The 25,173-nt window shown below is 31.4% G+C and carries 24 protein-coding genes; 16 read left to right on the top strand and 8 right to left on the bottom strand.

All coding sequences use genetic code 11. From position 1 onward, the window contains the following. The first annotated feature begins 8 nt into the window (after window positions 1-8). Both B8T70_RS08590 and B8T70_RS08585 read left to right on the top strand, forming a co-directional pair. Complete coding sequence (locus B8T70_RS08590; RefSeq protein ID WP_086894607.1) at window positions 9-977, top strand: TerC family protein; 969 nt, start codon at window positions 9-11, stop codon at window positions 975-977. A gap of 489 nt (window positions 978-1,466) precedes the next feature. Beyond that, complete coding sequence (locus B8T70_RS08585; RefSeq protein WP_086894606.1) at window positions 1,467-3,170, top strand: T9SS type A sorting domain-containing protein; 1,704 nt, start codon at window positions 1,467-1,469, stop codon at window positions 3,168-3,170. A 53-nt stretch (window positions 3,171-3,223) separates the two neighbouring features. On the opposite strand, the gene B8T70_RS08580 is transcribed toward B8T70_RS08585, so the two are convergent. The 4 genes from B8T70_RS08580 to B8T70_RS08565 form a co-directional block, all read right to left on the bottom strand. Further along, on the bottom strand, window positions 3,224-3,754 hold the full coding sequence (locus B8T70_RS08580; protein ID WP_086894605.1) for a hypothetical protein: 531 nt from the start codon (window positions 3,752-3,754) through the stop codon (window positions 3,224-3,226). Between the two features lie 169 nt (window positions 3,755-3,923). Continuing rightward, the gene (locus B8T70_RS08575) at window positions 3,924-4,787 is read right to left on the bottom strand and encodes an alpha/beta hydrolase family protein (protein ID WP_086894604.1); all 864 of its coding nucleotides are present in this window, start codon (window positions 4,785-4,787) and stop codon (window positions 3,924-3,926) included. Between the two features lie 347 nt (window positions 4,788-5,134). Then, window positions 5,135-7,174, bottom strand: coding sequence for a M13 family metallopeptidase (locus tag B8T70_RS08570; RefSeq protein ID WP_086894603.1), 2,040 nt, complete (start codon window positions 7,172-7,174; stop codon window positions 5,135-5,137). Window positions 7,175-7,549: 375 nt separating this feature from the next. After that, window positions 7,550-8,422: an AraC family transcriptional regulator gene (locus tag B8T70_RS08565; protein WP_086894602.1), complete on the bottom strand. Its 873-nt coding sequence runs from the start codon at window positions 8,420-8,422 to the stop codon at window positions 7,550-7,552. Window positions 8,423-8,609: 187 nt separating this feature from the next. Here B8T70_RS08565 and B8T70_RS08560 point away from each other — a divergent pair, with 187 nt between their 5' ends. Both B8T70_RS08560 and B8T70_RS08555 read left to right on the top strand, forming a co-directional pair. Beyond that, window positions 8,610-9,014, top strand: coding sequence for a hypothetical protein (locus tag B8T70_RS08560; protein ID WP_039111083.1), 405 nt, complete (start codon window positions 8,610-8,612; stop codon window positions 9,012-9,014). A 398-nt stretch (window positions 9,015-9,412) separates the two neighbouring features. Further along, window positions 9,413-9,793, top strand: coding sequence for a secretion protein (locus B8T70_RS08555; RefSeq protein WP_086894601.1), 381 nt, complete (start codon window positions 9,413-9,415; stop codon window positions 9,791-9,793). A gap of 84 nt (window positions 9,794-9,877) precedes the next feature. Here the strand turns inward: B8T70_RS08555 and B8T70_RS08550 are convergent, their stop codons facing one another. The 3 genes from B8T70_RS08550 to B8T70_RS08540 form a co-directional block, all read right to left on the bottom strand. After that, window positions 9,878-11,080, bottom strand: coding sequence for a hypothetical protein (locus B8T70_RS08550; RefSeq protein WP_086894600.1), 1,203 nt, complete (start codon window positions 11,078-11,080; stop codon window positions 9,878-9,880). Window positions 11,081-11,217: 137 nt separating this feature from the next. Then, a complete protein-coding gene (locus B8T70_RS08545) occupies window positions 11,218-12,021 on the bottom strand; it encodes a hypothetical protein (RefSeq protein WP_039117741.1) in 804 nt (267 codons plus the stop codon). Between the two features lie 137 nt (window positions 12,022-12,158). After that, window positions 12,159-12,572 carry a helix-turn-helix domain-containing protein gene (locus B8T70_RS08540; RefSeq protein ID WP_086894599.1) on the bottom strand — a complete coding sequence of 138 codons (414 nt, stop codon included), beginning with the start codon at window positions 12,570-12,572 and terminating at the stop codon, window positions 12,159-12,161. Window positions 12,573-12,779: 207 nt separating this feature from the next. Here B8T70_RS08540 and B8T70_RS08535 point away from each other — a divergent pair, with 207 nt between their 5' ends. From B8T70_RS08535 to B8T70_RS08520, 4 genes are all read left to right on the top strand, one after another. Beyond that, window positions 12,780-13,106 carry a hypothetical protein gene (locus B8T70_RS08535; RefSeq protein ID WP_086894598.1) on the top strand — a complete coding sequence of 109 codons (327 nt, stop codon included), beginning with the start codon at window positions 12,780-12,782 and terminating at the stop codon, window positions 13,104-13,106. Window positions 13,107-13,198: 92 nt separating this feature from the next. Beyond that, on the top strand, window positions 13,199-13,531 hold the full coding sequence (locus B8T70_RS08530; protein WP_123912090.1) for a hypothetical protein: 333 nt from the start codon (window positions 13,199-13,201) through the stop codon (window positions 13,529-13,531). Window positions 13,532-13,567: 36 nt separating this feature from the next. Then, complete coding sequence (locus B8T70_RS08525; protein WP_086894596.1) at window positions 13,568-13,852, top strand: hypothetical protein; 285 nt, start codon at window positions 13,568-13,570, stop codon at window positions 13,850-13,852. A gap of 77 nt (window positions 13,853-13,929) precedes the next feature. Beyond that, on the top strand, window positions 13,930-14,775 hold the full coding sequence (locus B8T70_RS08520; protein WP_086894595.1) for a hypothetical protein: 846 nt from the start codon (window positions 13,930-13,932) through the stop codon (window positions 14,773-14,775). Window positions 14,776-14,860: 85 nt separating this feature from the next. Here the strand turns inward: B8T70_RS08520 and B8T70_RS08515 are convergent, their stop codons facing one another. After that, window positions 14,861-18,289: a methylmalonyl-CoA mutase family protein gene (locus B8T70_RS08515; RefSeq protein WP_086894594.1), complete on the bottom strand. Its 3,429-nt coding sequence runs from the start codon at window positions 18,287-18,289 to the stop codon at window positions 14,861-14,863. Window positions 18,290-18,526: 237 nt separating this feature from the next. On the opposite strand from B8T70_RS08515, the gene B8T70_RS08510 reads away from it, so the two are divergent. The 8 genes from B8T70_RS08510 (at window position 18,527) to B8T70_RS08475 (ending at window position 25,047) form a co-directional block, all read left to right on the top strand. Continuing rightward, window positions 18,527-19,141: a WG repeat-containing protein gene (locus tag B8T70_RS08510; RefSeq protein ID WP_086894593.1), complete on the top strand. Its 615-nt coding sequence runs from the start codon at window positions 18,527-18,529 to the stop codon at window positions 19,139-19,141. Between the two features lie 813 nt (window positions 19,142-19,954). Continuing rightward, a complete protein-coding gene (locus tag B8T70_RS08505) occupies window positions 19,955-20,311 on the top strand; it encodes a hypothetical protein (RefSeq protein ID WP_086894592.1) in 357 nt (118 codons plus the stop codon). Between the two features lie 302 nt (window positions 20,312-20,613). Continuing rightward, window positions 20,614-20,874, top strand: coding sequence for a hypothetical protein (locus B8T70_RS08500; protein WP_123912089.1), 261 nt, complete (start codon window positions 20,614-20,616; stop codon window positions 20,872-20,874). A 16-nt stretch (window positions 20,875-20,890) separates the two neighbouring features. Further along, window positions 20,891-21,457 carry a hypothetical protein gene (locus B8T70_RS08495; protein ID WP_086894590.1) on the top strand — a complete coding sequence of 189 codons (567 nt, stop codon included), beginning with the start codon at window positions 20,891-20,893 and terminating at the stop codon, window positions 21,455-21,457. 250 nt (window positions 21,458-21,707) lie between these two features. Then, a complete protein-coding gene (locus tag B8T70_RS08490; protein ID WP_086894589.1) occupies window positions 21,708-22,355 on the top strand; it encodes a hypothetical protein in 648 nt (215 codons plus the stop codon). A 93-nt stretch (window positions 22,356-22,448) separates the two neighbouring features. After that, window positions 22,449-22,805, top strand: a complete 357-nt coding sequence (locus B8T70_RS08485; protein WP_086894588.1) for a hypothetical protein — start codon at window positions 22,449-22,451, stop codon at window positions 22,803-22,805. Between the two features lie 23 nt (window positions 22,806-22,828). After that, a complete protein-coding gene (locus tag B8T70_RS08480) occupies window positions 22,829-23,701 on the top strand; it encodes a hypothetical protein (RefSeq protein ID WP_086894587.1) in 873 nt (290 codons plus the stop codon). A gap of 626 nt (window positions 23,702-24,327) precedes the next feature. Beyond that, window positions 24,328-25,047 (top strand): DUF4197 domain-containing protein, encoded by a 720-nt coding sequence (locus B8T70_RS08475; RefSeq protein WP_086894586.1) that lies wholly within the window; start codon window positions 24,328-24,330, stop codon window positions 25,045-25,047. Window positions 25,048-25,173: the final 126 nt, after the last annotated feature.

The following is a 25,173-nucleotide window of genomic DNA, read 5'->3' as shown; positions in this document are numbered from 1 at the left end:
ATCGGCTTATGATAGTCTGGATACTTTTTTTAATAGCAGTACTACTTATTCTTGCTCTAGACCTTGGCGTATTTAATAAAACACCACATATTATAAACACAAAAGAAGCTAGCAGGTGGACTCTCATCTGGGTAAGTGTTTCGTTTTTATTCTCTGGCGTAATATATTGGTTATATGGTACTGATTATATAGAAAATCCCGATGGACTAAAACCAGCCGCTGCCGCAATAAAATTCATTACCGGATATTTAATCGAATTATCTTTAAGCGTCGATAATATTTTTGTGATTGCTATTATTTTTGCTTCTTTCAAGATTCCACAAAAATACCAGCATCGCGTTTTATTTTGGGGAATTCTAGGCGCTATCATTTTTCGCGGATTGATGATTTTCTTTGGCGTAATGCTTATCAATAAATTCACCTGGACAACTTATGTATTTGGTGCTTTCTTACTGTTTACAGCAATGAAAATGTTATTTTCGGGCAAAGAGGAAGATTTTCATCCAAAAGACTCTTTTATATATAAGGTATTAGGAAAAGTAATTCCAATTACCTCTCACATGGAGCATGAAAAATTTTTCACTTTAACTGAAAAAGGAACAAAAGCTGCCACTCCACTATTTGTTGCTTTAATAGTAATTGAGTTTATGGACGTTTTATTTGCAATCGACAGCGTTCCTGCAATTCTTGCCATTACAAAAGATCCTTTTTTAGTATTTAGTTCTAATATCTTTGCTATTCTCGGATTACGTTCGATGTATTTTTTCCTTGCTAATATGTTGGCTAAATTCAGTTATTTAGAATACAGTCTAATTGCTATCTTAAGTTTTGTAGGTCTTAAAATGCTCCTACACGATTATATCGAAGTACCCGAATGGGGTTCACTTACCTTTATCGGACTTTCATTAATTGTAGGAATTATTGTTTCATTGCGATTAAGCAAAAACAAAGAGAAGATTTCTAAAACAGAAGAATAGAAATACAACAAGTTTTTTGAACCATTAAGAGATTAAGGTTCATTAAGAATTCTCTAACTCTCCCCTAAATGTAGATGGAACGCGGATGATACGGATTCGCTAAAGCGAAAACACGGATTAAAACGGTTTTTTTTCACCATTAAGTTATTAAGGTATATTAAGAATCAAATTTAATCTTTCTGACTTTCCCTTAAATGAGAAAGGGAACACGGATTAAAACGGATTTTTTCACCATTAAGATATTAAGGTTAATTAAGTATTAAAGTTTAATCTTTCTGACTTTCCTTTAAATGAGAAAGGGAACGCGGATTAAAACAGATTTTTTTGCACATTTTACTTTTCTCATTTCTAATTTTCTAATTCTCCCATTTTCTAATTCTCTAATTCTCCTGTATCCTCAAATGTTAAATTATAAGAAAAATAATATATTTAACAAAAAATTAGTATATTGCTTGTAAGATATTTAATTATTAATTTAAATTTTAACTTATGAGAAAGAAATACTTTTATTTCGTTTTAACGCTCTTATTTAGTACTACAATTCTATTTGGGCAAAAAGTGACCCTTACACCATTGCTTGTCAACGGTAAAGGCTATACTACTGGATCTATAAACCTTGGATCATATTCTACTTCAAGTATTACATTGAGCGTTCAAATAGAATCTCCTGTTGCTACAGGAAACGATGGCAATATAAACATATATTATGTTAAAACTGCAGCAATGGGGAGTATTACTCCCTCTGGAGGTAATGGAGGTTCTCTTTTTTTTGGAGGTGGAAAAATAGCTACTCGTAGTTTTGTAATTTCATTAAACTCAAGTGATTTTAATACTTCTGGTGGATACATCTATGCAGAATACAAAAATGCAAGTGGTGTAGCTTATAAAAGTAGTAACATTACTGTCATAAAAGACGGAACACCTACAAACCCTACAAATCCCACTACACCTCCTCAACCTATAACGAAAACTATAGTCGAAAAAATACCGTATGGTGGCACTCCATTACTACCACAATACTATGAATATAGTAATACTGAACATCAAGAATGGGTTGTTAATGATAATATCCCTTTTGAAGGTATGAGAAATGATGCAAAATTATATACTCCTAGTCTTGCAAAACTAAAACAAAAAACAACCTTAAAGGATGGAACAGTATATTACAGCGATGCAGTTAATGTTTACGTTCTTTATTTTCTAAAGCAATTTAAAGATTTATATGTAGATAATAAAATTAGCTCTAACCAATATCTAAATGATGGCGAAAGTCCTAATACAATTATAGGAAACCAAGCATCAGAAACGCATTCAGTACCTATACCAGGTGTTCGTGGATATCAACAAGTTACAAATCCTTTAACTAATTATCAATGGCAAGCTAGGATTAAGTTCCCTCTGCTTTGGGCTAACCACAATGATATTTATTTTTATTCTTATGGCTGGACTGACATTCCTGGAGCTACCCAAATAAATTACACTCCTCCAAAAACTGACAGAGCAATGGAATATAGAAGATTAGTTCTTGAAGATCCTTTAGATCAATCATCACTAAGAAACTGTGCAACTAGTAACGTGGTAAGTATAGTTCCCCTTATAAATGATAGCACACAAAATATAATTTGTTGTGACCAAACATTAACAACATCAACTCGAGATGTAGCAGATCCTATTATTGGAGATTATACATTCGGCTCATCTGTTAATCAATGGCAAATTTCAGAAGACGGAACAAATTGGAAAGATATTTTTGGTAAAACTAATAAAGATTGTAAACCTTCTTATGTTCTTACAGATGATGATCGAAGAGGAAATAATACAAGTAAAACACAATATTACAGACGACTTATATATAATTTTAATGATAATAAGTTTTACACAAGTAATACTGCTAAAATAAATTATAACTTAAATAATAACAATCCTAATACTGAAAGGATACTTGTATATCCAAATCCCACGGCATCTATCCTAAATATTGAAAGTAGCGAAATCAACTTTATAAATGCACAAATAAGTATAGTAAATGTCGCTGGGAATGTCTTTATACCTAATAGCACTTCAATTATAAATTCAAACTCAATCTCCCTAGATGTCTCAAATTTTATTACTGGAACCTATTTTATAAATATTCAAACTTCAATAAATTATAGAAGAAGCACCTTACATCAAGTAACTTTTATAAAAAATTAAAATGATGCAAAAAAAAGGGAATCTTTCGATTCCCTTTTTTATAGCTTAATACATTAATTTAATTTCTTTACATTACTATCATCAATATTGTATTTCTTGATAACGGCATTATAATCTGAGTAATCAGGTTTATTAACTGATCTCTTAGTATTAATTCCATCATCACCAGGTACTATAACAATACGAAATATTTGATCAACCACAAAATCTGCTGGAATAGGATTAACGGTCAATCCAAAACCATCGGTGAAAATTCTGATATTATCTTGAGTGAAATCAAATTTAAAGGCAAAGTAAAGAGAACCATTATCATAATAATGAGATTCTGGAAGCGGAGTCCATATATCGCGCCCAGTAATAGCATCAGCTCCATCATATCTGTAAACTAAGATAACATCACCACTATATATTCTGGAATCAAAATCTATATACTTTTGAGAATTTGAAGTTGCGCTAAAATTAACTTTATTAACTTCAAAAACATAACTAAGTAGTCCTGGAGGTCCCGGAGGTCCTTCATCTCCTTCACAACTTGAGAATACTATCAATCCTACTATGGCAAAAAGTGTAATTATCTTTTTCATCTTTTTTATTTTTTAATGTTTTATATATAAAGGTATTCCAAAAATCAAACCAAAAAAAATAATCTGCACTATTTTCTTAAAAAAAATTCACACAACTACATACAAATCATTAGTTTTCAATACATAACATTTAAATCATAAAAGGCTATATTTTTAGAATTGTATGTTTTTAATTTACCACAACACCATTTTTAGCCAATACTTTACTAAAATACAATACATGATACGGCAATGAATTTTCCCAATAATCCCAAGTATGTGCTCCGGGTCTTTCGGTATAATCGTGATCTACTTTACTGTAAACCAATCTTCGGTGTAGTTCGCGATTGGGTTCTATTAAAAAATCATCTACTCCACAATCAATTATCAATGCTAGTTTATTGGCTTTCATTTTATCAACCATACCAAGTACAGCATATGATGCATATACTTCTTGTGGTGCTCCTTCTTTGCCAAAAACGGGTTCCATAAATTTAGTTACCTGTACTGCGTCACGATTAAGCATTCCGCCCATATCTACTGCGCCACTCATGCTTCCTGCTGCGCAAAACAAATCTGGATGCTTGGATGATAAATACAATGCGCCATGTCCTCCCATCGAAAGTCCCGAGATTACTCTTCCTTTTTTATCACTAATAGTACGGTAGGTTTTATCTATTTTCTGAATTACTTCTTTGGTTATATAAGTCTCAAACTGACTTCCTTTATTTACTGGACTATCTAAGTAAAAACTAAATGTTTCTCCTTCGGGCATTACAATTATCAAATTGTATTGATCAGATAAATTTTGCACTAATTTTTTATCTGGTGTGTTTTTTAGCCAATCTCCAAAATGTCCGTAAGCACCATGCAACAAATACAATACAGGAAACGAAGCTTTACTTTTGGCATACGAATTTGGTAAAACAACTGCTGCTTTATACGTTTTCCCCATTGCAACACTCTCTATTTGTAGTGTATCTACTTTGGCACCATAAGATAAAAGGGAGCTGCATAAAAAAACAGCCAACAATATAATTTTAAAGTTTTTCATTTGTTTTAGATAAAGATTTTTTTAAGGTTCTGAGAGACTAAGGTTCTAAGATATAAAAAAAGATTCAAAAGCCGTAGAGGTGCAAAGGTTTTATAAAGGGACAAAGGTTTGGATTGAACATACAGCAAACGCAAACTTTTTTCTTCCAAAAAAAGAATCTCCATAAGAAACTGACTAGTTTGTGTCAATTCCTTGCGGAGATTACTCTTATCTCTAAAAAATAAGTTTATGTTTATTTTGTGTTCAAAACTCTTTGACTCTCTTTGACAAAGACGCACTGCGAAGCGTCTCTACAGAAAACCTCTGTCCCTCTGAACCTTTTTTAAACCTTTGAACCTTAAAAAAACCTACCAAATAACCACTCGTAAACTATCTGGCTGATACATTTTATCTCCTTTTTTCACATTAAATGCTTTATAGAATTCTGGCATATTGCTTAATGGCCCATTTACTCTAAATTGCTCTGGAGAATGTACATCGGTCATGATTTGATTAATCTTAGACTCATCTCTTCTATTGATCATCCAAGAATAAGCATAAGAAAGGAAATAACGTTGATCTGGCGTTAATCCGCTAATTTTCTCATTATTTTTATACTGAGCCGTTTTCTTAAATGCCTCATAACCTACTACAACACCACCTAAATCGGCAATATTTTCTCCTTGTGTTGCTTCTCCGTTAACGTGTTTACCAAGTACTGTAAACTTATTATATTGATCTACAATCAACTTCGTCTTAGATTTAAATTTTTTCAAATCTTCGGCAGTCCACCAATTATTTAGGTTTCCTTTATCATCATATTGGCTTCCCTGATCATCAAAACCATGCGTGATTTCATGTCCAAAGAATGAACCTCCAAGAATTCCGTATAAGATAGCATCATCAGGCATTCTTCCTTCATAACCTGGAACGATAATATTACAAGCCGGAATCACAATTTCGTTATTACTAGGATTATAATAAGCATTATATGTTTGTGGTTGCATACTCCATTCGGTTCTATCTACAGGTTTACCGTATTTGTTAACCATATCATTGTAATGCCAAGAATTAGCTTTTAATACATTACTGCAAAATGAACTTCTATCAGTAGAAAGCTTACTCATATCCTTCCATTTATCTGGATATCCAACTTTCATTACGATTTTATTTAATTTTTGTAATGCTTTCTCTTTTGTAGCATCACTCATCCAATCTAATTTCTTGATATGTACAGCAAATACATCACGTATGTTATTACCTATTTCTAGTAATTTTTCTTTAACCCCTTTTGGCATATATTCCGCTACATATACTTGTCCTACTAATTCACCTAAATAGCTGTCTGTTTGCCCAACAACTCTTTTCCAACGTGGTTTTTGAGTACTTACTCCGTTCATTACTGTCGAAAAGAATTTGAAGTTTTGCTTCTCAACCGCTGCATTTAAATATTCGGCATAAGAATTTACCAAATTCCATTTCAGGTAAGTTTTCCATTCCTCAACAGGATATGTTTTTAATAATTTATTTAATGAAGTAAAAAACTCCGGCTGACCTACAATTACTGTATCTGCTTTGGTAATACCCAAAATTGGTAAAACTGTTTTCCAATCAATATTTGGAGTCGTTTTGCTGAATTGTTCAACAGTAAGTTTATTATAATTTTTTACTGGATCTCTAAGCGCTTCTAGTTTACGAGAAGATTTTGCCAGATCAGTTTCCAGCTTCATGATAGTTGCAGCGCTTTTGGCAGCCGTTGCTTCATCTTCGCCCGTAAATTTCATCATCGTTTTAAGATGAATTAAATACTCCTTACGAATAGATTCATTTCGCTTATCGGTATCAAGATAAAAATCTCTTTGCCCCATTCCTAATCCGCCCTGACCAAAAAACAACGCATATTTTGTGCTTATTTTATCGTCTTGACCTACATAAAATGAAAAAGCCGGACTGGTACCAAGAGTTTGTAAATGCGCTATAGAATTTACCAAAGAAGAAACATCTTTTATAGCTGCAATTTTTTGCATTTCGCTATTAAGCGGAGATAAACCTGCTTTTTCGATGGCAATTGTATCCATTCCTGAAGCATAAAAATCGCCTATTTTTTGCTTGTTACTTCCTTTTGCAGCCGATTCATCTGCTGCTGATTTTTCGCAAATACTTTTTATTTGTTCATTAATTGTATCCATAACAATCCTCCCAATACCGTTGCTACTATCGGTACTCGGAATTGGATGTTTCTTAAACCAACCATTATTGGCGTAGTTAAAAAAATCATCCGCAGGATTTATTGTTGTATCACGATTGGTTATTAAAGGATCTGGAAATACTGCTGGTTCTTTTTTGCCACAGCTTGAAACAACTATTCCCGTAAGTGTAAATACGATGAGTGTTCTAAATAAATTCATTAAGTATAATTTTGATTGTTTTGATTAAATCTAACTAATTACCGCTTGTTTGTTACAATATTCGAAAAACAAGAATGTAAATATAATTTTTTCTCACATACAAAATGAAACTTCAATTCTAAAAAATGGATTATTACCGCCCAGTATGGTACTCTGACAAAGACTTAGATAGAACTCAAATTATAAAGATTGTCTAAAAGGGAACGCAGATGACACGGATTCGCTCAGCTTAAAAATTAACCGCAAAGCACGCAAAGGTTTTACGCAAAGTTCACAAAGCCGATAAAACATACAGCTTTGCGAACTTTGCGTTTTTATAAAATCTCACTTATAAAATATTTGCGCCCTTTGCGGTTAAACTCTTTGCAGTTAAAACTACTTAATCACAGTCTTTAATTCCTGACGGTATTGCAACGCACTTTTCCCTGTATAGCTCTTAAATAATTTACTAAAGTGACTAAAATTATTAAATCCGCTTTCATAACAAACCTCATTAATGCTAATAGGTTTTTCGGCCAAAAGCTTTGAAGCGTGTACCAAACGGTATTCATTAACAAAAGAAGTAAAGGTTTTATTAGTGATTTTTTTAAAATATCTGCAAAAAGAAGGTGTAGTCATACTTACTAAACTCGAAACCTCATCGATAGCAATCGATTCCTGAAAATGGTCTTTTACATAATTAAAAACAATATTAATACGGTCATTATCCTGAGTGTATAATTCTAACGAAAACCCATCGGCGTTAAGCACCGTATAATCTTCAGAAGATTCTAATTCGTCTAAAATACTCAGGAGTGTTAACAATCGTTCTAATGGAAGTTGGTTTTCCATCATTTCTATTTTCTTACCAATTCGTTCTTTGGTTTCTCCTGTAAATGCGATTCCTGCTTTGGCTTGACCAAAAACATTTTGAACTTTTTTCATCTCGGGAACTCCAAAAAAATCATTTCCTAAAAATTCTGGTTTGATATGGATAACGATTTCGTTTTTATTCCCAGTTTGTTCATTGGTAAAACCACAATGAGGCAAATTGGCTCCTATTAAAATCAAATCGCCATTGGTGTAATATGAAACATGACTTCCTATTTGTCGTTTTCCTGCTCCTCCATTTACATAAACCAATTCGATTTCGGGATGATAATGCCATAAATGGGATTTGCTATTGGTCTTTTTGGCATGCCTAATATAGCTAAAAGAGCTTCCGTAGGAGTTTGATATCACTTCAAGAGCTGGGGCGGTGTTCTTCATGATAAGTTCTTTGAAAAATAAAAACAAATTTAACTAAAACACCTAATATAATTTAAACTTTAACCTATAACGCTTTCGTAAATGAGAATATAGCATAGAAATTGGCAAATAGAGATGTGTAAAACAATATATTCTTAAAGTAATTTAGCATCAGAGAATTAGAACTAATAATTAAAAAACTAAAGCCATGAAAAAGATTCTAAAATTAAGTCTAGTATGTGCAGTACTTTTTACAGGAATGAGTACTTATGCAATTGATGGAAATACCGATTTTGCACTTCATGTAAGAAAAGGCGACGGTAAACTAATTACATTTGCTTTAAACAATGTATCAAAAGCAAATCTTTCTATTTATGATAAAGATGGTATCTTAATTTACTCTGAAAACGCAACAGGTAAAGGCGGAATTTTAAAAGCATTTGATCTGACAGAGTTTCCAGAAGGAACTTATTTTCTGGATATTGAAGACAACGTAAAAAAATTGAGATATGAAATTAATGTTACCAATGGAGAATCTACATTGTCTAATAAATCTATTTCACAAACATACAAAACAACTAATGCTAAAAATACAGCTGTAGCATCACGTTAGAAAATTGCATTCCCACTCATTTATAAAAATGAATTAATTTAGTTAGTAAAGTTAAAAACGTCATCGTTAAAAACAGCCCTTTTATGGTTAAAAGAGCTGTTTTTTTTGTTTGTAATAGTATCATATATTCAAAAGAGAGCTGTTTTTTCAATCATTTTTTATTCTAAATTTATCTTTTGTGCGTCAACCACTACAAAAATGCAAAATATTGATTTGACAAAAGTTATAAAAATAACATCCAAGAATCTTATAAATCCGTATATAATCACGTGTTCAGCCGAAACACTTTTAAGTCAACGACTTAGGACTAAAAATAATATAAAAAATATTTTGTAGTTAGCGAACTATTTGTAGTTTTGCGCACCGCGATTTGAAAATTAAAAAACAAAAACAAAGACATGAAGAAGATTTTAGGATTAAGCTTAGTATTGGTTATTTTTTTGACATCAATGAGTACTTATGCAATTGATGGAAAAGGGGATTATATCTTGAATATAAAAACTGGAAATGGCAAAGTAGTTAGTTTTACTTTGAATGGAGAACAGAAATCAAATTTCTCTATTATTGATAACGAAAGTCATTTGATATATAAAGAAATAGCAACTAATGAATTAGAAACTTCAAAAACATTAAGTTTAGAAGAATACCCTGCGGGAACTTATTATTTAGAATTTCAAGACAATGCTAAAAAAGTAAAACACGAAATTATCGTAAAATCTTCAAAAGCAAACAAAACAACTGACGAATCTTATAATCAAAGCCCAGCTTTTCGTCGTTAATTTATTCGCTTTTTATTAAGCAAAACAATTACAATTTAGTTATTATAGAAAGCCCAATTCTCATTAAGAATTGGGCTTTTATCTTTAATTTGTTTCCGTAATAATTTTATACAATTCGGTACAATAATCAGCCTTATCTTTTTGTTGGTTTCTTTTATTTTCCTCTCCAGTTTCATAAACTATAACCTGAAACCAATATAATGCTCTAATAACCATATTCTGGGTTGGAATATCATTATTATCAAGCTTCATCGCATTCAACTTCTTCATTTCGGTATTCCAAAACTTAAAATTAGTGTTCCCCTTAGCCGATTTTAATTCTTGATCAAAACGAAGCGAAAGTTTGTCTAAAATTTCATTTTCCTGAACCTTTATCTTCTCCATTTTTGCAACTTCATCCTTATACTCTCTAGTTTTTTTGATTTCGGCAATTTTGGTTCTTAAAGAATTGTCTTCATTTGTATTAAAAAAAGTAATCCCTTTTTCATAAGCACCCACCGAAGCAATCATTTCTTTATTAGCCTTTAAACTATCTGCTATTCGCAAATTTTTATCATAAATCCTTTTAATAATGGTATCGTTCTTCGGCCTGATATTTTTTTTATATGCCTGAATTTCCAACCAGTCAAATGCGCGAAGCATCTCGGCTTGTTTAGGCCAAACATGTTCCTCATGTGCAATAAAAAGTGTATTTACAATCTTTGCATTATCCAGCCATTCTTTATTTGCTATCATTTCCAGGTAATTCATATCTCTATCTCCAACCATACCTACATAGGAAAAATTGTTTGAAGGAGGAATAAGCTTATCCATACCATTAAAAGAAGCCCCACAAGCAATAACTCCTTGAAAAGCCCCCGAAGATATTCCGTAAAAACTAGCTAATCTTGCTCCACCCGAAAAGCCCGAAATATAAAGTTGGGAAGTATCAATGGCATAAGTTTGCAATACATTATCAAATAATCTATTAGCAACTGCAATATTAACTTGGGTAGATCCATTTTTTAAAGTATTAGAGCATACCAAAATATAATTATACGTTTCTGCAGCCAGTATAAAAGGTTCAATTGCTATTTTTCCTCTTGCATCTGGATCAAAAATAAAAACCAATGCCGTTGGAGTTTTGGCATCATACTTTTTTGGGAAATAAATTGCATACGATTCTGATGGAGTCGTTGCAATTTTCACCGAATCGATAATAACTCCCGTTTGTAACAATTGCTTGTCTTGAGCATAACTACAAACCGTAACAAAAAGAAACAGAATATAATAGGTAATATTTTTCATAACACTAAAATATAAAAAAACCTTTCATCTCTGAAAGGTTTTTCTAAATAACTTATATCTAAATATTTTATATATTTCTTCTATATGTCCTCCTGATTACTATAATTTGCATAAAATAATCAGGGGAGAAATAAATCTTACTTAAATAAGTTATCAATATCATCCTGCATTCCAAAAACATCAGTTATTGTATACAAGCCCATAGGCTTATCTAAATGCGCATTAAAGGGCGTAGCTTCAACACAAGCAGCTATTAATTTTATTTGATTTGCTAAGTCTGGTAAAAATTTAATCCCTGCAACCGAAAATTTAGAAATTCGTGCAACACCACTGTCATTCATTCTTCCTTTTGCATTTATTTTTTCTAATTCTTCAATTTTAGGCACACTATCAAATATCTTATCATAAAACTCAAGTACAGGACTTTCATTTGGACGCTCATGGCTATGTATATAGGCACAGAAATATTGTTTTCCTAATTGAATAGAAATTACATCCTTCGGTCTGTAAAAAGTAATATTATCCGGAGATGATGGTATTCGTTTTAATTCCGTCGGTTTAGAATTTATGAAAGTTTTTATCTCGGCTGTTTTTCTAAAAAAATCATCACCTAAAACAACTTCATTATTTAAATCATCAATAGCGTTTATAGCCTTTTCCTTTATTATCTCATCTGTTAGTCCATATTTATGAAGCGTTAACGCCAAAGCAATATTGGCTTTACGTTTATAATTAATTGTCACTTCTGTACTATCTGCTTCTAATATACAATTCCAGCGTAGTAACATTTTAGGAAGTATGTAATTCGTTAAGTTTGCTGCTATTTCTTTATCATGTTTGGCATACCTCATCGCTGTACCAGTAAGTCTCGCCAAATCCTCATCAATATTTTGAACTAATGATTTTGCAGCCAGTTTATCTAAAATTTGTTGATGTGTCATAATTTCTAATTTTTCCCAAACTTAAAAATAATAAGTAATTCTTTGGGGTATTCTTCCCATAAAAAACAAGAAAACAACAACAAAAAAACAGCTTTGGATGGAGCTGTTTTTTAATTAGTAAATCTTTATAGAGAATATTATTTTCCTGCCAGTAATTTTTCTAGATATTCGATTTTATCTTTTTCAGCTTGAAGCAAACGCTCGTAAAGCTTTTTATTTTCTTCTACAGTTTCCATTAATTTATCTAATGGATTGAAAGTGCAATGATTATTATTTCCAAAATGGCTATTATTTACTGCTTCGTTAAAACTATTGAAATAATTAATTGCAGCTTCGTCCGAAAAATTCTTAATTGCCTCAACCGTTACACCAAGTGCTTTTGCAACTTCAATCAGTTTTTCTTCGTCTATAGTTTCGCTATTCTCTAAAGCAGATATAGCTTGTTGGTTTGTTCCTAAAGCCTGGGCCAAAGCTTCTTGTTTCATATCTCGAAGTTCACGAATACGGCTTATTTTTCGCCCTATATGATTTGGTTTTGTTAGTGTGCTCATAATTCAAAGATAATAATTAAGTATAATAACTGGCAATAAGTAAAAAACATATTTATAATGTACAATACGGCTAAAAATGATTTGGTACGATACAATCTATCACTTTCTTCGCCGAGCTAAACAAAAGTACAATTTTTCTTATAATAAATTCATAAAAGTCAAATTGTAAAGCGATTAACAATATACAACTAATAAAAATATATTATCATGGAAAACAATGAAACTAAAACTTTAGAAAATCTAAAAAGATTAATCGCCTTACATTTCCGTACCCTAAAACCTGCCGATGACAAATCGAAAGCTTATATCGCCCAAATTAAGTTTGTAAATTATTTTGAACTAGGTTGTGTTATTACCGAAACCTTAAAATTATGCATCGTCGCTTTAGATCATGACGCACATAAAACTTCAACCACAATTAAACATTCACCTATTAATGTGGGGCTAATTCTAGAAATGGTACTGGAAATGTTTCCTATGGATGAATTTGAATTTTTAAGTGATGTTGAGGAGATGGTTGGTGAAAAGTCTTAAATATTTTTTTACTTTTAAAGCCGAAAAGCTTTTGCTGGTACGAGCGTATCGTTTGTAAAACTTAAAATTAAATACAAAAGCAATGGATTATAGTGTCAAAGAACTTTTTTTATTATTTAAATCAATCAATATCAGATAATGTAACTTATAGAGAGTTATCAAATTTATGCCTAACATTATTTTGTACCTGTAGTATTTTGCCTGAAAGGTTTGAAACAACAATTATCAATAAAGAAAAATTAGCAATAATATTTTCTAAAATTGCAAAAAAGAAAAATATTGTTTCTTATCCGCCAACGGCTTCATTTTATGGAGCTTCATTTCATAATACTCATAATGAAGGACATTGGTTAGAGGTAATGGCCAGTGCATTGAAATTAGCAAGAGAACCCAATATAGAAGAAGCTAAAATTTTATTAGTATAACTCTAGCGATGATTTTGATTAAATTATAATACTTATATGGAAAATGTATTTACTTTTATTTTAGCTGTATTCATGTTCTTTTTTGGATTGTATGTTTTTATTAATCCAGTAAAATTTCAGGAAAGAGAACTAAAAAGACTTGAATTTTATGCCTTTTTATTAAATTTCAAATGGACTGGTAGGTACTATAATAAGTTATTAGAAAGAAGAAGTTCTGAAGAATACCTAAAACAGATAAAATACACTTCATTAATCTTAATATTTTTTTCAATATTATTGTTTTCAGTTTTGCTGTTGAAATTTTACGATTCGTTTGCTTAGATTGCTGTGCGAAGTCCCCCGACTTCGCAGCAATTGTCATTAGGACTAAAAAGAATAAACAGTAAATTTCCATAATAATGACTGAAAATAAATTTGGCAAAGAAGCTGATAAAGCTGTTGTAAAGCAAATAAACAGTAAAATCTTTAGGCATACTATTCAATTTTTAAAGATAGAAAACGGTAACCCAAAACCATTTGGTTCTGGTGTCTTTGCTAAAATTTATGATGATTATTTTATTATAACCGCATCACACGTTGCAAGTTTTTTTAAAGAACGTCCTAATGAAGAATTAAGAATTAAGGTTAGTAAAGAATTTTTTATACCTGTATTAGGTGAAGTAAAATATTCAATTATTGAAAAAAATGAACGTATAGATTTGGCATACATTAAGCTTGACAAAGAAACAATCATATATTTATCAAAAGTTTACATTCCTGTTACTATAGAAAAGTTCCGACATCACAATAATTTATTGAATGGAAACAATTATTGCATACTTGGGTATCCTGCGATCAATGTTTCTAAAGATGGCGAACCTTTTAACACAGGTGCAACATTTTTTTTGGCTAGCCCTCCTACTAATGATAAGCCATATCAACATTATAAGTTCAACAAAAGAGACCATATAATATTGAATGTAAAAGGAAAAGGTACTGATGTTAGAACTAATAAAAAAGGTAAAATAATCTCTGAATTTCACGGAATAAGTGGATGTGGATTATGGTTTTTATTAATTTATGATAATCCTTTGACAGGTAAAATTGAAGTTGATTATAGATTAGTTGGCATAATGACCGAATTCAGAACTGGAAAGTATTTTTGTGTTATTGCTAATAGAATATGGTTAATAATTGAAGCTTTCAAAGTTGCTGAAAAATTTGCATTTAAAGAAAAATTTATAAAAAAAGGATTAGTTTCCTAGCATTATCTGACAGCTTTCTTATTTATTAAAACCAAAAAACCTCCCATTTCTGAGAGGTTTTCCTTAATCTATAAAATCGTAATAATTACATATTCCTTCTATACTGTCCTCCTACTTCAAACAATGCCGAAGTAATTTGACCAAGCGAACATACTTTGGTAGCTTCCATTAAATGGGCGAATAAGTTTTCGTTTTTAATAGCTGCTTCTTGCAAAGTATTTAAATGGTCTTTTACCGATTCTTTATGATACTCATGTAAGTTGTTCAACATATCTATCTGATATTGTTTTTCTTCTTCGGTAGCACGAATAACCTCTGCTGGGATAACTGTTGGAGATCCTTTTGAACTCAGGAAAGTATTTACACCCACAATTGGGAAATCTCCGTTATGTTTTAAGGTTTCGTAATACAAACTTTCCTCTTGAATTTTAGAACGTTGGTACATTGTTTCCATTGCGCCAAGAACTCCGCCACGCTCTGTAATACGGTCGAATTCTTGCAAAACAGCCGCTTCTACCAAGTCGGTTAATTCTTCTATAATGAACGAACCTTGTATTGGGTTTTCGTTTTTGGCTAAACCTAGTTCTTTATTAATAATCAATTGTATTGCCATAGCACGACGAACTGATTCTTCGGTAGGCGTTGTAATTGCTTCATCATACGCATTGGTATGCAATGAATTACAGTTATCATAAATAGCATATAACGCTTGTAATGTCGTACGGATATCGTTAAAATCAATCTCTTGTGCGTGCAATGAACGCCCTGAAGTCTGAATATGATATTTAAGCATTTGTGCTCTTTCGTTAGCACCATATTTAATCTTCATGGCTTTTGCCCAAATTTTACGCGCTACACGACCAATAACTGCATATTCTGGATCTACTCCATTCGAGAAAAAGAATGATAAGTTTGGTCCAAAATCGTTGATATTCATTCCGCGGCTCAAATAGTATTCTACATAAGTAAAACCGTTAGAAAGCGTAAATGCCAATTGCGTAATTGGGTTTGCTCCTGCCTCGGCAATATGATATCCTGAAATAGAAACCGAATAAAAATTACGTACGTTTTGCGTAATAAAATATTCCTGAACATCTCCCATTAATCGTAAAGCAAACTCGGTAGAGAAAATACAAGTGTTTTGCGCTTGGTCTTCTTTAAGAATATCAGCTTGAACTGTTCCTCGCACTTGCGAAAGTGTTTTGGCTTTTATATCATTATAAACCTCAATAGGTAAAACCTCATCTCCAGTAACTCCCAGAAGCATTAATCCTAAACCATTATTTCCCGCTGGCAAATCGCCTTGGTATTTAGGTCTTGTAACCCCTTTTTGTTTGTATAATTTGATGATTTTTTGCTCTACTTCTTTTTCTAAATCATTGGCTTTAATGTAATACTCACATTGCTGATCTATTGCTGCATTCATAAAGAAACCAAGCAACATAGGCGCTGGTCCGTTAATGGTCATACTCACAGATGTCAAGGCATGAACTAAATCAAAACCTGAATATAATTTTTTGGCATCATCCAGACAACAAATAGAAACTCCGGCATTTCCGATTTTACCATAAATATCTGGTCGTACATCGGGATCATTACCATATAATGTTACACTATCAAAAGCTGTCGAAAGACGTTTTGCAGGTAATCCTGCGCTTACATAATGAAAACGTTTATTGGTTCTTTCTGGTCCACCTTCTCCCGCAAACATACGAGATGGATCTTCGCCCTCACGTTTAAAAGGATATAATCCTGATGCAAACGGAAATTCTCCTGGAACATTCTCTTGCAAACACCAACGCAAGATATCTCCCCAAGCTTCATATTTAGGCAAAGCTATTTTTGGGATTTGTTGGTGCGACAAACTTTCGGTATGTGTTGCTATTTTTATTTCCTTATCACGAACTTTAAAGCTGTAAACAGGATTCTTGTATTTATTTACTTTTTCATCCCAAGTTAGGATCATCTCCCAATTATAAGGATCTAAATCCATTTTTACTTTATCAAATTGATTTAGTAAAAGATTCAAGAACACACGATTTTCTTCGGCTCCGTTTACAAAAGCACTATCATCTATTCCTGCTTTGGTAATCACAGGAACTTTCCCCGTAACACTTTCGATAGTTTTAAAAATACCGTATAGCTTTTGTGCCACTTGTTGTTGCGACAAAGCTGTATCATCATACTTACGATTATTCTCGGCAATTTCAGATAAATATCTTGTTCTATGAGGTGGAATTACGAATATTTTCTCACTCATTTCACGAGTAATTTCGAAAGTCGATTTTAAATCTGATTCCGTTTTTTCGACAATTTTATCCATGATAGATTTATACAACGTATTCATCCCCGGATCATTAAACTGCGAAGCAATTGTTCCAAAAACAGGCATATCGTCAGGATTTTTATCCCAAAGATTATGATTGCGTTGGTATTGTTTTTTTACATCACGTATAGCATCTAGCGCACCACGTTTGTCGAATTTGTTTAATGCAACTAAATCGGCAAAATCAAGCATGTCGATTTTTTCTAATTGCGTTGCAGCTCCAAATTCTGGTGTCATTACATATAAGGAAACATCTGAATGATCCATAATCTCTGTATCTGACTGACCAATTCCCGAAGTTTCTAAAATGATAATATCATATTTAGCCGCTTTAAGAACCTGAATAGCTTCGGCAACATATTTAGATAAAGCTAGATTTGATTGACGAGTTGCCAACGAACGCATATAAACTCTGGAGTTATTAATAGCGTTCATTCGGATTCTATCTCCTAGAAGCGCTCCACCAGTTTTACGTTTTGATGGATCTACAGATACGATTCCGATAGTTTTTGTTGGAAAATCAATTAAAAAACGACGTACCAATTCATCTACTAAAGATGATTTTCCTGCTCCACCAGTTCCTGTAATTCCCAGAACAGGAATTTTAGAAGTTGCATTGTTTTGATGTATTTTATCAAAAACAGGTTTTGCAATTTCAGGGAAATTCTCGGCAGCAGAAATCAAACGTGCAATTGCTGTTGGATTTTTATCTTCTATATGATTTATTTCATCTGTAAGTTTATCTCCAATAGGATAATCAGAACGTTCTACCAGATCATTAATCATTCCTTGTAATCCCAAAGAACGCCCATCATCTGGAGAATAAATCCTTGTGATTCCGTATTCGTGTAATTCGGCAATCTCGCTTGGCAAGATTACACCACCACCACCACCAAAAATCTTGATATGTCCAGCTCCTTTTTCATGAAGCAAGTCATACATATATTTAAAATATTCGTTGTGACCACCTTGATAAGAAGTTAACGCAATAGAATTTGCATCTTCCTGAATGGCTGTATTTACAACTTCTTCGACACTACGGTCGTGACCTAAATGAATTACCTCAACTCCAGTGGATTGAATAATACGACGCATTATATTAATTGCCGCATCATGTCCATCAAAAAGTGATGCTGCGGTAACAATTCTTACTTTATTTTTAGGAATATAAGGTATTTGTGGTTCCATTTTGAGAATATGATAATTTTAGGAGAGCAATTTACAAAAAAATTTAATGATTCTTGAATCTAGTTTTAAACCTTATCAAAAAAAATACTCTTTTTAAAGCAGGCTCAAGTTATATACGGAAAAAAAAACTTATTCTGTTCATTTTTTCTTACTCAAAAGTATTAAAACATACGTTTTTTCTTATATATTTGATTTCACTTAAACCTAAATAGTCATTTATCCAATTTTATAGAGTGTATGAAAAAAATAATAGTATTTATTACAGCAATTAGTGTCGGACTTCTTTCTGCCAGATGCATGAAAAACCGAACTACGCAAACTGATGATTCCTTATTAAAGTATGATAAAATAGAGGCTTATCAAGGGGGATTTTCTGCTGTAAAACTAAATGGCAAATGGGGCTTTATAAACGCAACTGCCAATGAAATTACACCTTTAAAATATGACAACATAGCCGCTTTTCGCGAAGGCATGGCTTATGTTGAACTAAATAATAAAAGTGGTTTTATTGATGCGACTGGAAAAGAAGTTATTCCGTTAATATATGACCCAGCCGATTTTTCTTCAAGTTTTTTCTCTGAGGGTTTAGCTTTAGTATCCAAAAATGAAAAATATGGATATGTAAACAAAAATGGCAAAATTATAATTCCGATTATCTATAAACTGGCAAATGCTTTTGAAGATGGTTTAGCCAGAGTTGTACTCAATGGCAAATGGGGAATGATAAATAAAAACGGAGAAACCATCGTTCCTTTTGAATACGATGATATGGCAAGTTTTTTTTCAAAAGATAAAATCATGGTTATGATAAATAACAAATGGTTCGTTATCGACAAACCTAAAGTAAATTAATGAATATATTCGACTCTTAATTATTATAAACACCTTACTATTAAATAACGATTCTACTTATCATATCCATTAAACATTTTAAGAATAGAGATATTTTATTAAAACATAAAAGATCTAGTACATTATAATCGAATACTATTATATTCTTTTCAGATTAAATTCCTTTACAAAATCACATACTTATAATAGTATTCTTACTTATCAATTCTCTATTGCCAAAAACAGCAAAAAACTACCCTAACTTGCTAATTTTAAAACTTCTAGTGGCGTAAAACAGCTTTCTTTAAACAGACCTTTGCACTTTGATTTAAGAGTTATATATGACTTTTCTTGAATCGCAAAAAATACTGAATTAGAAGTAGTTATATTTTAAACAACAAATAAATGCGAATTTTTATGTGATTAAAATTTCTTAGTCACAATACTTTTAAAACAGAATCAAATTTTTATTTAATTATTAAAATACCATTTGATGCAAAGTAAACAAAAAAGCGTCCAAATTTTAGGCTTCACATCCCTAAGTACTCTTCTTATATTGATAATCATTTTTATTATTGCTCCAGCAAAAATTGAGGATTTCTGCAAATTTTCTATCGTTGTAATTACTCCTCTCACGCTTTTAGCAGCACTGATATTATCAACAATAGCAGTTTACTATAATAAAAGACACATCTTCGGATGGATTTCATTACTATTTATCATCGCAGTTTTTTCGATTACGACTTATTTACTATTAGGGTCAAAGATTCTTTCACTTTAAGGATTACCCTGTCAATTTTCTTTTCTGAAATATAACTTATAAAAAATCTAAAAATGAAAACGAATAACACTGAAGGACTTACACTTTTTGAAATAAAACAACTAATACAACAAGGAGGAAAATTTGTTGCATTTCCTTACACCGTTTCTGCCCTTTTTTTATCTTATAAAAAAGAGTCACCTATTTATTTTGTTCGCCCTAACGAGAATACGCTCAAGTACTCTTTTAATTATTTTATGCTAAATTTAATTTTCGGCTGGTGGGGACTTCCTTTAGGCCCAATTCATACAATTAGCTCGTTGTATTATCATATAATTGGCGGTAAAGATTGTACCCAAATAATACTAAATGACCTAGAACAAAACAATCCTGTTTATACTCCTGATCTTCATTATTTGCAATTTGCATAAAAGTCAAAACAAATAATTCTGTACACAGAACTCATAAAATTTAACTTTATGAATTTCCCCATAAGCTGGCTCCCAGTCTCTACAATCATTTTTACTTAAATATTACCTTAACCTAGTAGTTTTAAAACTTATAATAGTATTAATCACCATTAATTAAGAGAACCTTTGTTGTTTCGACAAAATTATTATTTAATAAGTCAAAAACATTCAGACAAAGACTGTTTTGTTCATTTTTAATTACAAAACATTACTCAATCATCATGTTATTGACACTGTTAACAAAGCCTAATAGGCAATGCAAAATGAAAAGCTGGCAACTATTAATTCTTAGCATTTTTTTTACTAATTGTAAAAACAATCATCAAGATTTAAAGGATAACACTAATAGTTCAATCATTGAAGATGAAAAAACTGACTCATTTAAAATTATTCCAGACTCAACTACCGTTTTAAAAAAAGATGCTCAATACCTAGAGTTAGAATTTATTCTTTGGGGCTATACCAGGACAAATCATATACCATCTGACAGAAAAATAAAAATTTCTCGCTATACCCAATTGTAATTATAAAAAAAATACCATGAGAAAATTTGATTTAGAATCATTTTACAAACACAAAAAAAACGGCGCTACTTATTGCCGATATATAACTACAGATAGTAATGGTAATCCCTTGGAAATTTACCTCTTGGAACATACAGATTCTTACCAACAAACAGTAACATACTTAAATACACCTATAAAAAAAAGGCATTTGTATGATAAGAAAACTTTAAATGTAACAAAAGAAATAGAAAGCTTTTATGATTGTATTATTGGTTTCCGAAGAGAATTTAATGAAAAAGGAGAACTTATAAAAGAGATAAATAACGACAAACCTTTTAAATTTAGTTGGCAAGATTTAGTTAAGAAAATGAAACAGGAATATGACATAGATCTTATGAATGAAAATGATCAAATCAAGACTAATAATTATGTTTCGTCTGTATCTAGAAACTCGCAAGTAATGAAGTATTTTATTATTATTCCATGCGAATTTACTCCTCATGGAGTAAGCGAGGAAAGATTTGAGATTGATGCAACAACAGGAAAAACCATTATCCATATTAAAAACAGAGCGAAATCTTACCCAAAAACAACTCTTTAATTAATCATATTAATAAGCTTTTTTGTTCTATTTCCTAAATAAACATCATCAATAAAACCTAAAAACATTACCCTAAAATACTCGTTTTTAAACTTATAATAGCCTGAAATAACTTTAATAAAAATGATATTCGCATATAACTAAACTGAAACTATTTCTCAATAAGTGTATTTAATTGTAATTTTTTTGGTTACAAACATTCTTATTGAGAATACTTCTTATCACTATTAATTCCAAAATTATTAATGCTATGAAAATTACCACAATCAAGTTATTTCTTTTATGTATTGTAATGGCTACTACCGCATGTTCATCTAGTGATGATAATGAAGACCGTCCTGTACTACCAGAACAAATCTTGTACGATTACTATATAAATAGTACCATGCAAAAGTCGATTGACCAATTAGAAATTACCATACACAAAGGCACTACTCCACCTATGGTAGAAGGTGTTTACACCATTGACCCGTTTTATTGTGCTAAATCCAACTTTGCAGATCTTGCATCAGGAACTACTTTCGGTACATCGACTCTTACGCTCTCTAACCAAAATACAGCTAAATTAAGTATCGATTTTAAAAATTTTCTAATTTATTCCTATGATAGCAATAATGAAATATGGGAAGGAGAAGGCACTTTTATATCTGGCGAAGGCAATAAATTCTCTATCTTATTTCATAGTAATGGCGAGCTAGATAAAGGGCTTTATATTGCAAAATATCAAAATCTGATTATTCTTTCTGGTGAACTTGATGTTCAGGACAATAAAATTAAGGGCATCAAAAATCTACAAATGGCATCAATCATGTCTGATGATTACAAAGACCCATACAATACTTTAATATCTATAGGCGAAGGACGCCTTTTTACCGATAATTACGCAGATATAAAATAAACACAATAATCAAAATCGATAAAGTCATACAATGGGTTTTATCGATTTTGATATTTATAATTCAAATAGATTAATTTAAAACCAATAGATAATATGAAAACGACGGAAGAAATGAGCGAACATTTTTTGGATATGTTATATGAGGATGTAGTTTTATTGGGCACTAATTTATACAAAGAGATATACGAAAAAACTACTGTAACCGATGAGTTAATCCCCTATTACAAATCGGCTTTAAATTTATTTAATAGCTTGTCTAAAGAAAACCAAAAGGTGTTTTTTGAAATTATACAAAATACGATTGCAGAAACTGTTGTAGATGTCTTAGGAATCTTAGACGGAAATGTAAATCCGGATAAAAAACTGGAACCGCAATTACTTTTGAATGATGAGAATACAGACGGAATCTTGCAAGAACTTTTTGTTATAAACTACATGGAAAAAGCTTAGTTACCAAAATTTAATAACTACAAATGAAAAATACTTTTTTAATATATAAAGACGGGATTGATGATTATAAAATAGACATGAATCCTAATGAAGTGGAGAAAATATTAAAACAAAAAAACGAATTCAGAGAGTATGAGAAATATACAAATGGATCTCGTTTTACATTAAGCTCAACAAAAGAATTTGGTTATTATTTTTACTTTAAAAATGATAAATTAAAAACTATAATTTTAAACGATGCCACTAATATCGAAATAGACAAAACCAAATATACGATAGGTAATGAGGACGAAAAAAACCTCTTTTTATCAAAACACAACCCATATATTGTAAATCGAGATTTAATATTCACCGATTTAAACATGATGATTAGTGGTCTGTTGTCTCCTTATGAAATAATCCAAATTGCCGTTTATTCCGAAAACAAAAAGAAGAAAGAAGAAAAAGAAATTGTTTCGGGCAGAACTTATAATAACATTTATGGACCTGGTAAAAAACTAGCACTTAATTCCGTTTTAAAACCTGGAGTAAGTTTAGATTTTTTGAAATTTGGCATGACGAAAAAGGAAATAAAGGAATTGATAGGAAAATTACCTTTACAAGAAGAAAAAAAATATCAGGTCTGGGAAGATTTTAAATTAACTTTTGGCAAAAAGAATAAATTAAAAAAAATCAAACTCAACTCGGCCACAACTATAGATATTTACGTTGAAGAAACTAAAATTTATTCGAGTAAAGATAAAAAGCTTATCTACCCAAATGATTTTACTGAAGTGAAAAGTCCGTATACAAAAAAAGGAATATTCAAGAACAGAAAAGCATTTTATAATAAAGATCTAAGAGTATTATTTGAACCTAATGATGTATTTATTTATCCTATTGAGATACATAGATGAGGGTTTAAAAAAAAGGTTCAGAGGTACTGAGGCTCAAAGGGACAAAGGTTCTTAGGAAGGTACTGAGGTTCTAAGTCACAAAGATTCAAAGGTTTAAAAAAGGCCCTGAGGTTCTGAGAGACTAAGTTTCTAAGTTTAAAGGAACAAAGGTTTTTAGGAAGGTATTGAGGTTCTTTAAAAAAAGATACTGAGTGACAAAGGTTCAAAGAATTAAAACTTTGCTCCCGACGCTTCGGGATTGCGTATCCCGATAGTAATCGGGACTGCGCACTTTGCGGTAAAATCTTTTGCAGTTCTATTAACATACAAAATAATCGTTACCACTTTTTCAATTTTCTTACCTCTATCATCTTGCTTCTATCATCTTGCATCTATTCTCTTACTTCTATCATCTTGCTTCTATTCTCTTGCATCTATTTATTCACATCTAAAATTCTCTCCTAATACAAACTATTTTTCCTAATCTAGCCCCGATGGAAACGGCATCCCGCGCTCTTTTTGGCGCGGATATAGTGTACAGCGGGAACATTGTTACTAATAAAACAAAATGTTTCTGCTCCTAAAATAAAATTGTGGCTTTGTTTTTGAATAAGTAGTATTTTTGAAACTTATAAAACTAATATTTAATGAAAAAGATTTTACTCCTTGCGTTGACATTTTCTCTAACTGCTTGTGCACAAATAAAAATACCGAAAAATTTAAATGAATTATCTTCGCAAATACAAACTTTGGGCGGCGGCGCAGATATTGCATCGGGCTTAAAAGAAGCTTTGGATAAAGGAATATCTAAACAAGTAACAAAATTAACAGCTACCGATGGGTTTTATAAAAATGAAGCAGTTAAAATTCTTATGCCTGCCGAATTACAAAAAGTAGATGCTACTTTAAGAAAAATTGGTCTTTCGTCGCTAGCGGATGAAGGTATTAAGGTATTGAACCGTGCTGCTGAAGATGCTGTAAAAGAAGCTACTCCTATATTTGTTTCGGCTGTAAAAAACATGTCTTTTAACGATGCTAAATCTATTTTGTTAGGCAATGAGAATGCTGCAACAACTTATTTACAATCTAGCACTACTACAGCTTTGTACAGCAAGTTTAATCCTGTTATTAAAAACTCTTTTAGTAAAGTTGGTGCCGACGTAATCTGGTCGAACATTATTGCTAAATACAACAGTATTCCGCTTGTTAAGAAAGTAAATCCTGACTTAACAGATTATACTACTAACCAAGCTCTTGCTGGAGTTTTTAAAATGATTGCTGTAGAAGAAAAAGGTATTAGAACTGATATAAGCGAAAGAACTACACCTCTATTAAAAAGTGTTTTTGCTTTGCAGGATAAGAAGTAATTTTACGTTTAACTGTTTAATCGTTTTTTGTTTAATTGAAAAAACTGAATATAATATATGCAGCTAACTGATTAACCAAAAAACGATTAGGCAATTAAACAAATAAACAGCTAACCGATTAACCAA

Origin of the sequence: Flavobacterium sp. AJR, from assembly GCF_002156885.1 — a bacterium.
GTDB lineage: Bacteria > Bacteroidota > Bacteroidia > Flavobacteriales > Flavobacteriaceae > Flavobacterium.
The sequence above is the reverse complement of the archived record's forward strand: the minus strand, read 5'-3'. Positions and strand labels throughout refer to the sequence as shown.

Excerpts from the sequence above, each read along its gene's own strand:
- B8T70_RS08565 (WP_086894602.1), bottom strand. The coding sequence starts at position 8,422 with ATGAAGAACACCGCCCCAGCTCTTGAAGTGATATCAAACTCCTACGGA.
- B8T70_RS08480 (WP_086894587.1), top strand. The coding sequence starts at position 22,829 with ATGAAAAATACTTTTTTAATATATAAAGACGGGATTGATGATTATAAA.
- B8T70_RS08560 (WP_039111083.1), top strand. The coding sequence starts at position 8,610 with ATGAAAAAGATTCTAAAATTAAGTCTAGTATGTGCAGTACTTTTTACA.
- B8T70_RS08475 (WP_086894586.1), top strand. The coding sequence starts at position 24,328 with ATGAAAAAGATTTTACTCCTTGCGTTGACATTTTCTCTAACTGCTTGT.
- B8T70_RS08580 (WP_086894605.1), bottom strand. The coding sequence starts at position 3,754 with ATGAAAAAGATAATTACACTTTTTGCCATAGTAGGATTGATAGTATTC.
- B8T70_RS08590 (WP_086894607.1), top strand. The coding sequence starts at position 9 with ATGATAGTCTGGATACTTTTTTTAATAGCAGTACTACTTATTCTTGCT.
- B8T70_RS08555 (WP_086894601.1), top strand. The coding sequence starts at position 9,413 with ATGAAGAAGATTTTAGGATTAAGCTTAGTATTGGTTATTTTTTTGACA.
- B8T70_RS08575 (WP_086894604.1), bottom strand. The coding sequence starts at position 4,787 with ATGAAAAACTTTAAAATTATATTGTTGGCTGTTTTTTTATGCAGCTCC.
- B8T70_RS08520 (WP_086894595.1), top strand. The coding sequence starts at position 13,930 with ATGACTGAAAATAAATTTGGCAAAGAAGCTGATAAAGCTGTTGTAAAG.
- B8T70_RS08495 (WP_086894590.1), top strand. The coding sequence starts at position 20,891 with ATGAGAAAATTTGATTTAGAATCATTTTACAAACACAAAAAAAACGGC.
- B8T70_RS08545 (WP_039117741.1), bottom strand. The coding sequence starts at position 12,021 with ATGACACATCAACAAATTTTAGATAAACTGGCTGCAAAATCATTAGTT.
- B8T70_RS08525 (WP_086894596.1), top strand. The coding sequence starts at position 13,568 with ATGGAAAATGTATTTACTTTTATTTTAGCTGTATTCATGTTCTTTTTT.
- B8T70_RS08490 (WP_086894589.1), top strand. The coding sequence starts at position 21,708 with ATGAAAATTACCACAATCAAGTTATTTCTTTTATGTATTGTAATGGCT.
- B8T70_RS08570 (WP_086894603.1), bottom strand. The coding sequence starts at position 7,174 with ATGAATTTATTTAGAACACTCATCGTATTTACACTTACGGGAATAGTT.
- B8T70_RS08540 (WP_086894599.1), bottom strand. The coding sequence starts at position 12,572 with ATGAGCACACTAACAAAACCAAATCATATAGGGCGAAAAATAAGCCGT.
- B8T70_RS08585 (WP_086894606.1), top strand. The coding sequence starts at position 1,467 with ATGAGAAAGAAATACTTTTATTTCGTTTTAACGCTCTTATTTAGTACT.
- B8T70_RS08505 (WP_086894592.1), top strand. The coding sequence starts at position 19,955 with ATGAAAACGAATAACACTGAAGGACTTACACTTTTTGAAATAAAACAA.
- B8T70_RS08550 (WP_086894600.1), bottom strand. The coding sequence starts at position 11,080 with ATGAAAAATATTACCTATTATATTCTGTTTCTTTTTGTTACGGTTTGT.
- B8T70_RS08535 (WP_086894598.1), top strand. The coding sequence starts at position 12,780 with ATGGAAAACAATGAAACTAAAACTTTAGAAAATCTAAAAAGATTAATC.
- B8T70_RS08510 (WP_086894593.1), top strand. The coding sequence starts at position 18,527 with ATGAAAAAAATAATAGTATTTATTACAGCAATTAGTGTCGGACTTCTT.
- B8T70_RS08485 (WP_086894588.1), top strand. The coding sequence starts at position 22,449 with ATGAAAACGACGGAAGAAATGAGCGAACATTTTTTGGATATGTTATAT.
- B8T70_RS08500 (WP_123912089.1), top strand. The coding sequence starts at position 20,614 with ATGAAAAGCTGGCAACTATTAATTCTTAGCATTTTTTTTACTAATTGT.
- B8T70_RS08515 (WP_086894594.1), bottom strand. The coding sequence starts at position 18,289 with ATGGAACCACAAATACCTTATATTCCTAAAAATAAAGTAAGAATTGTT.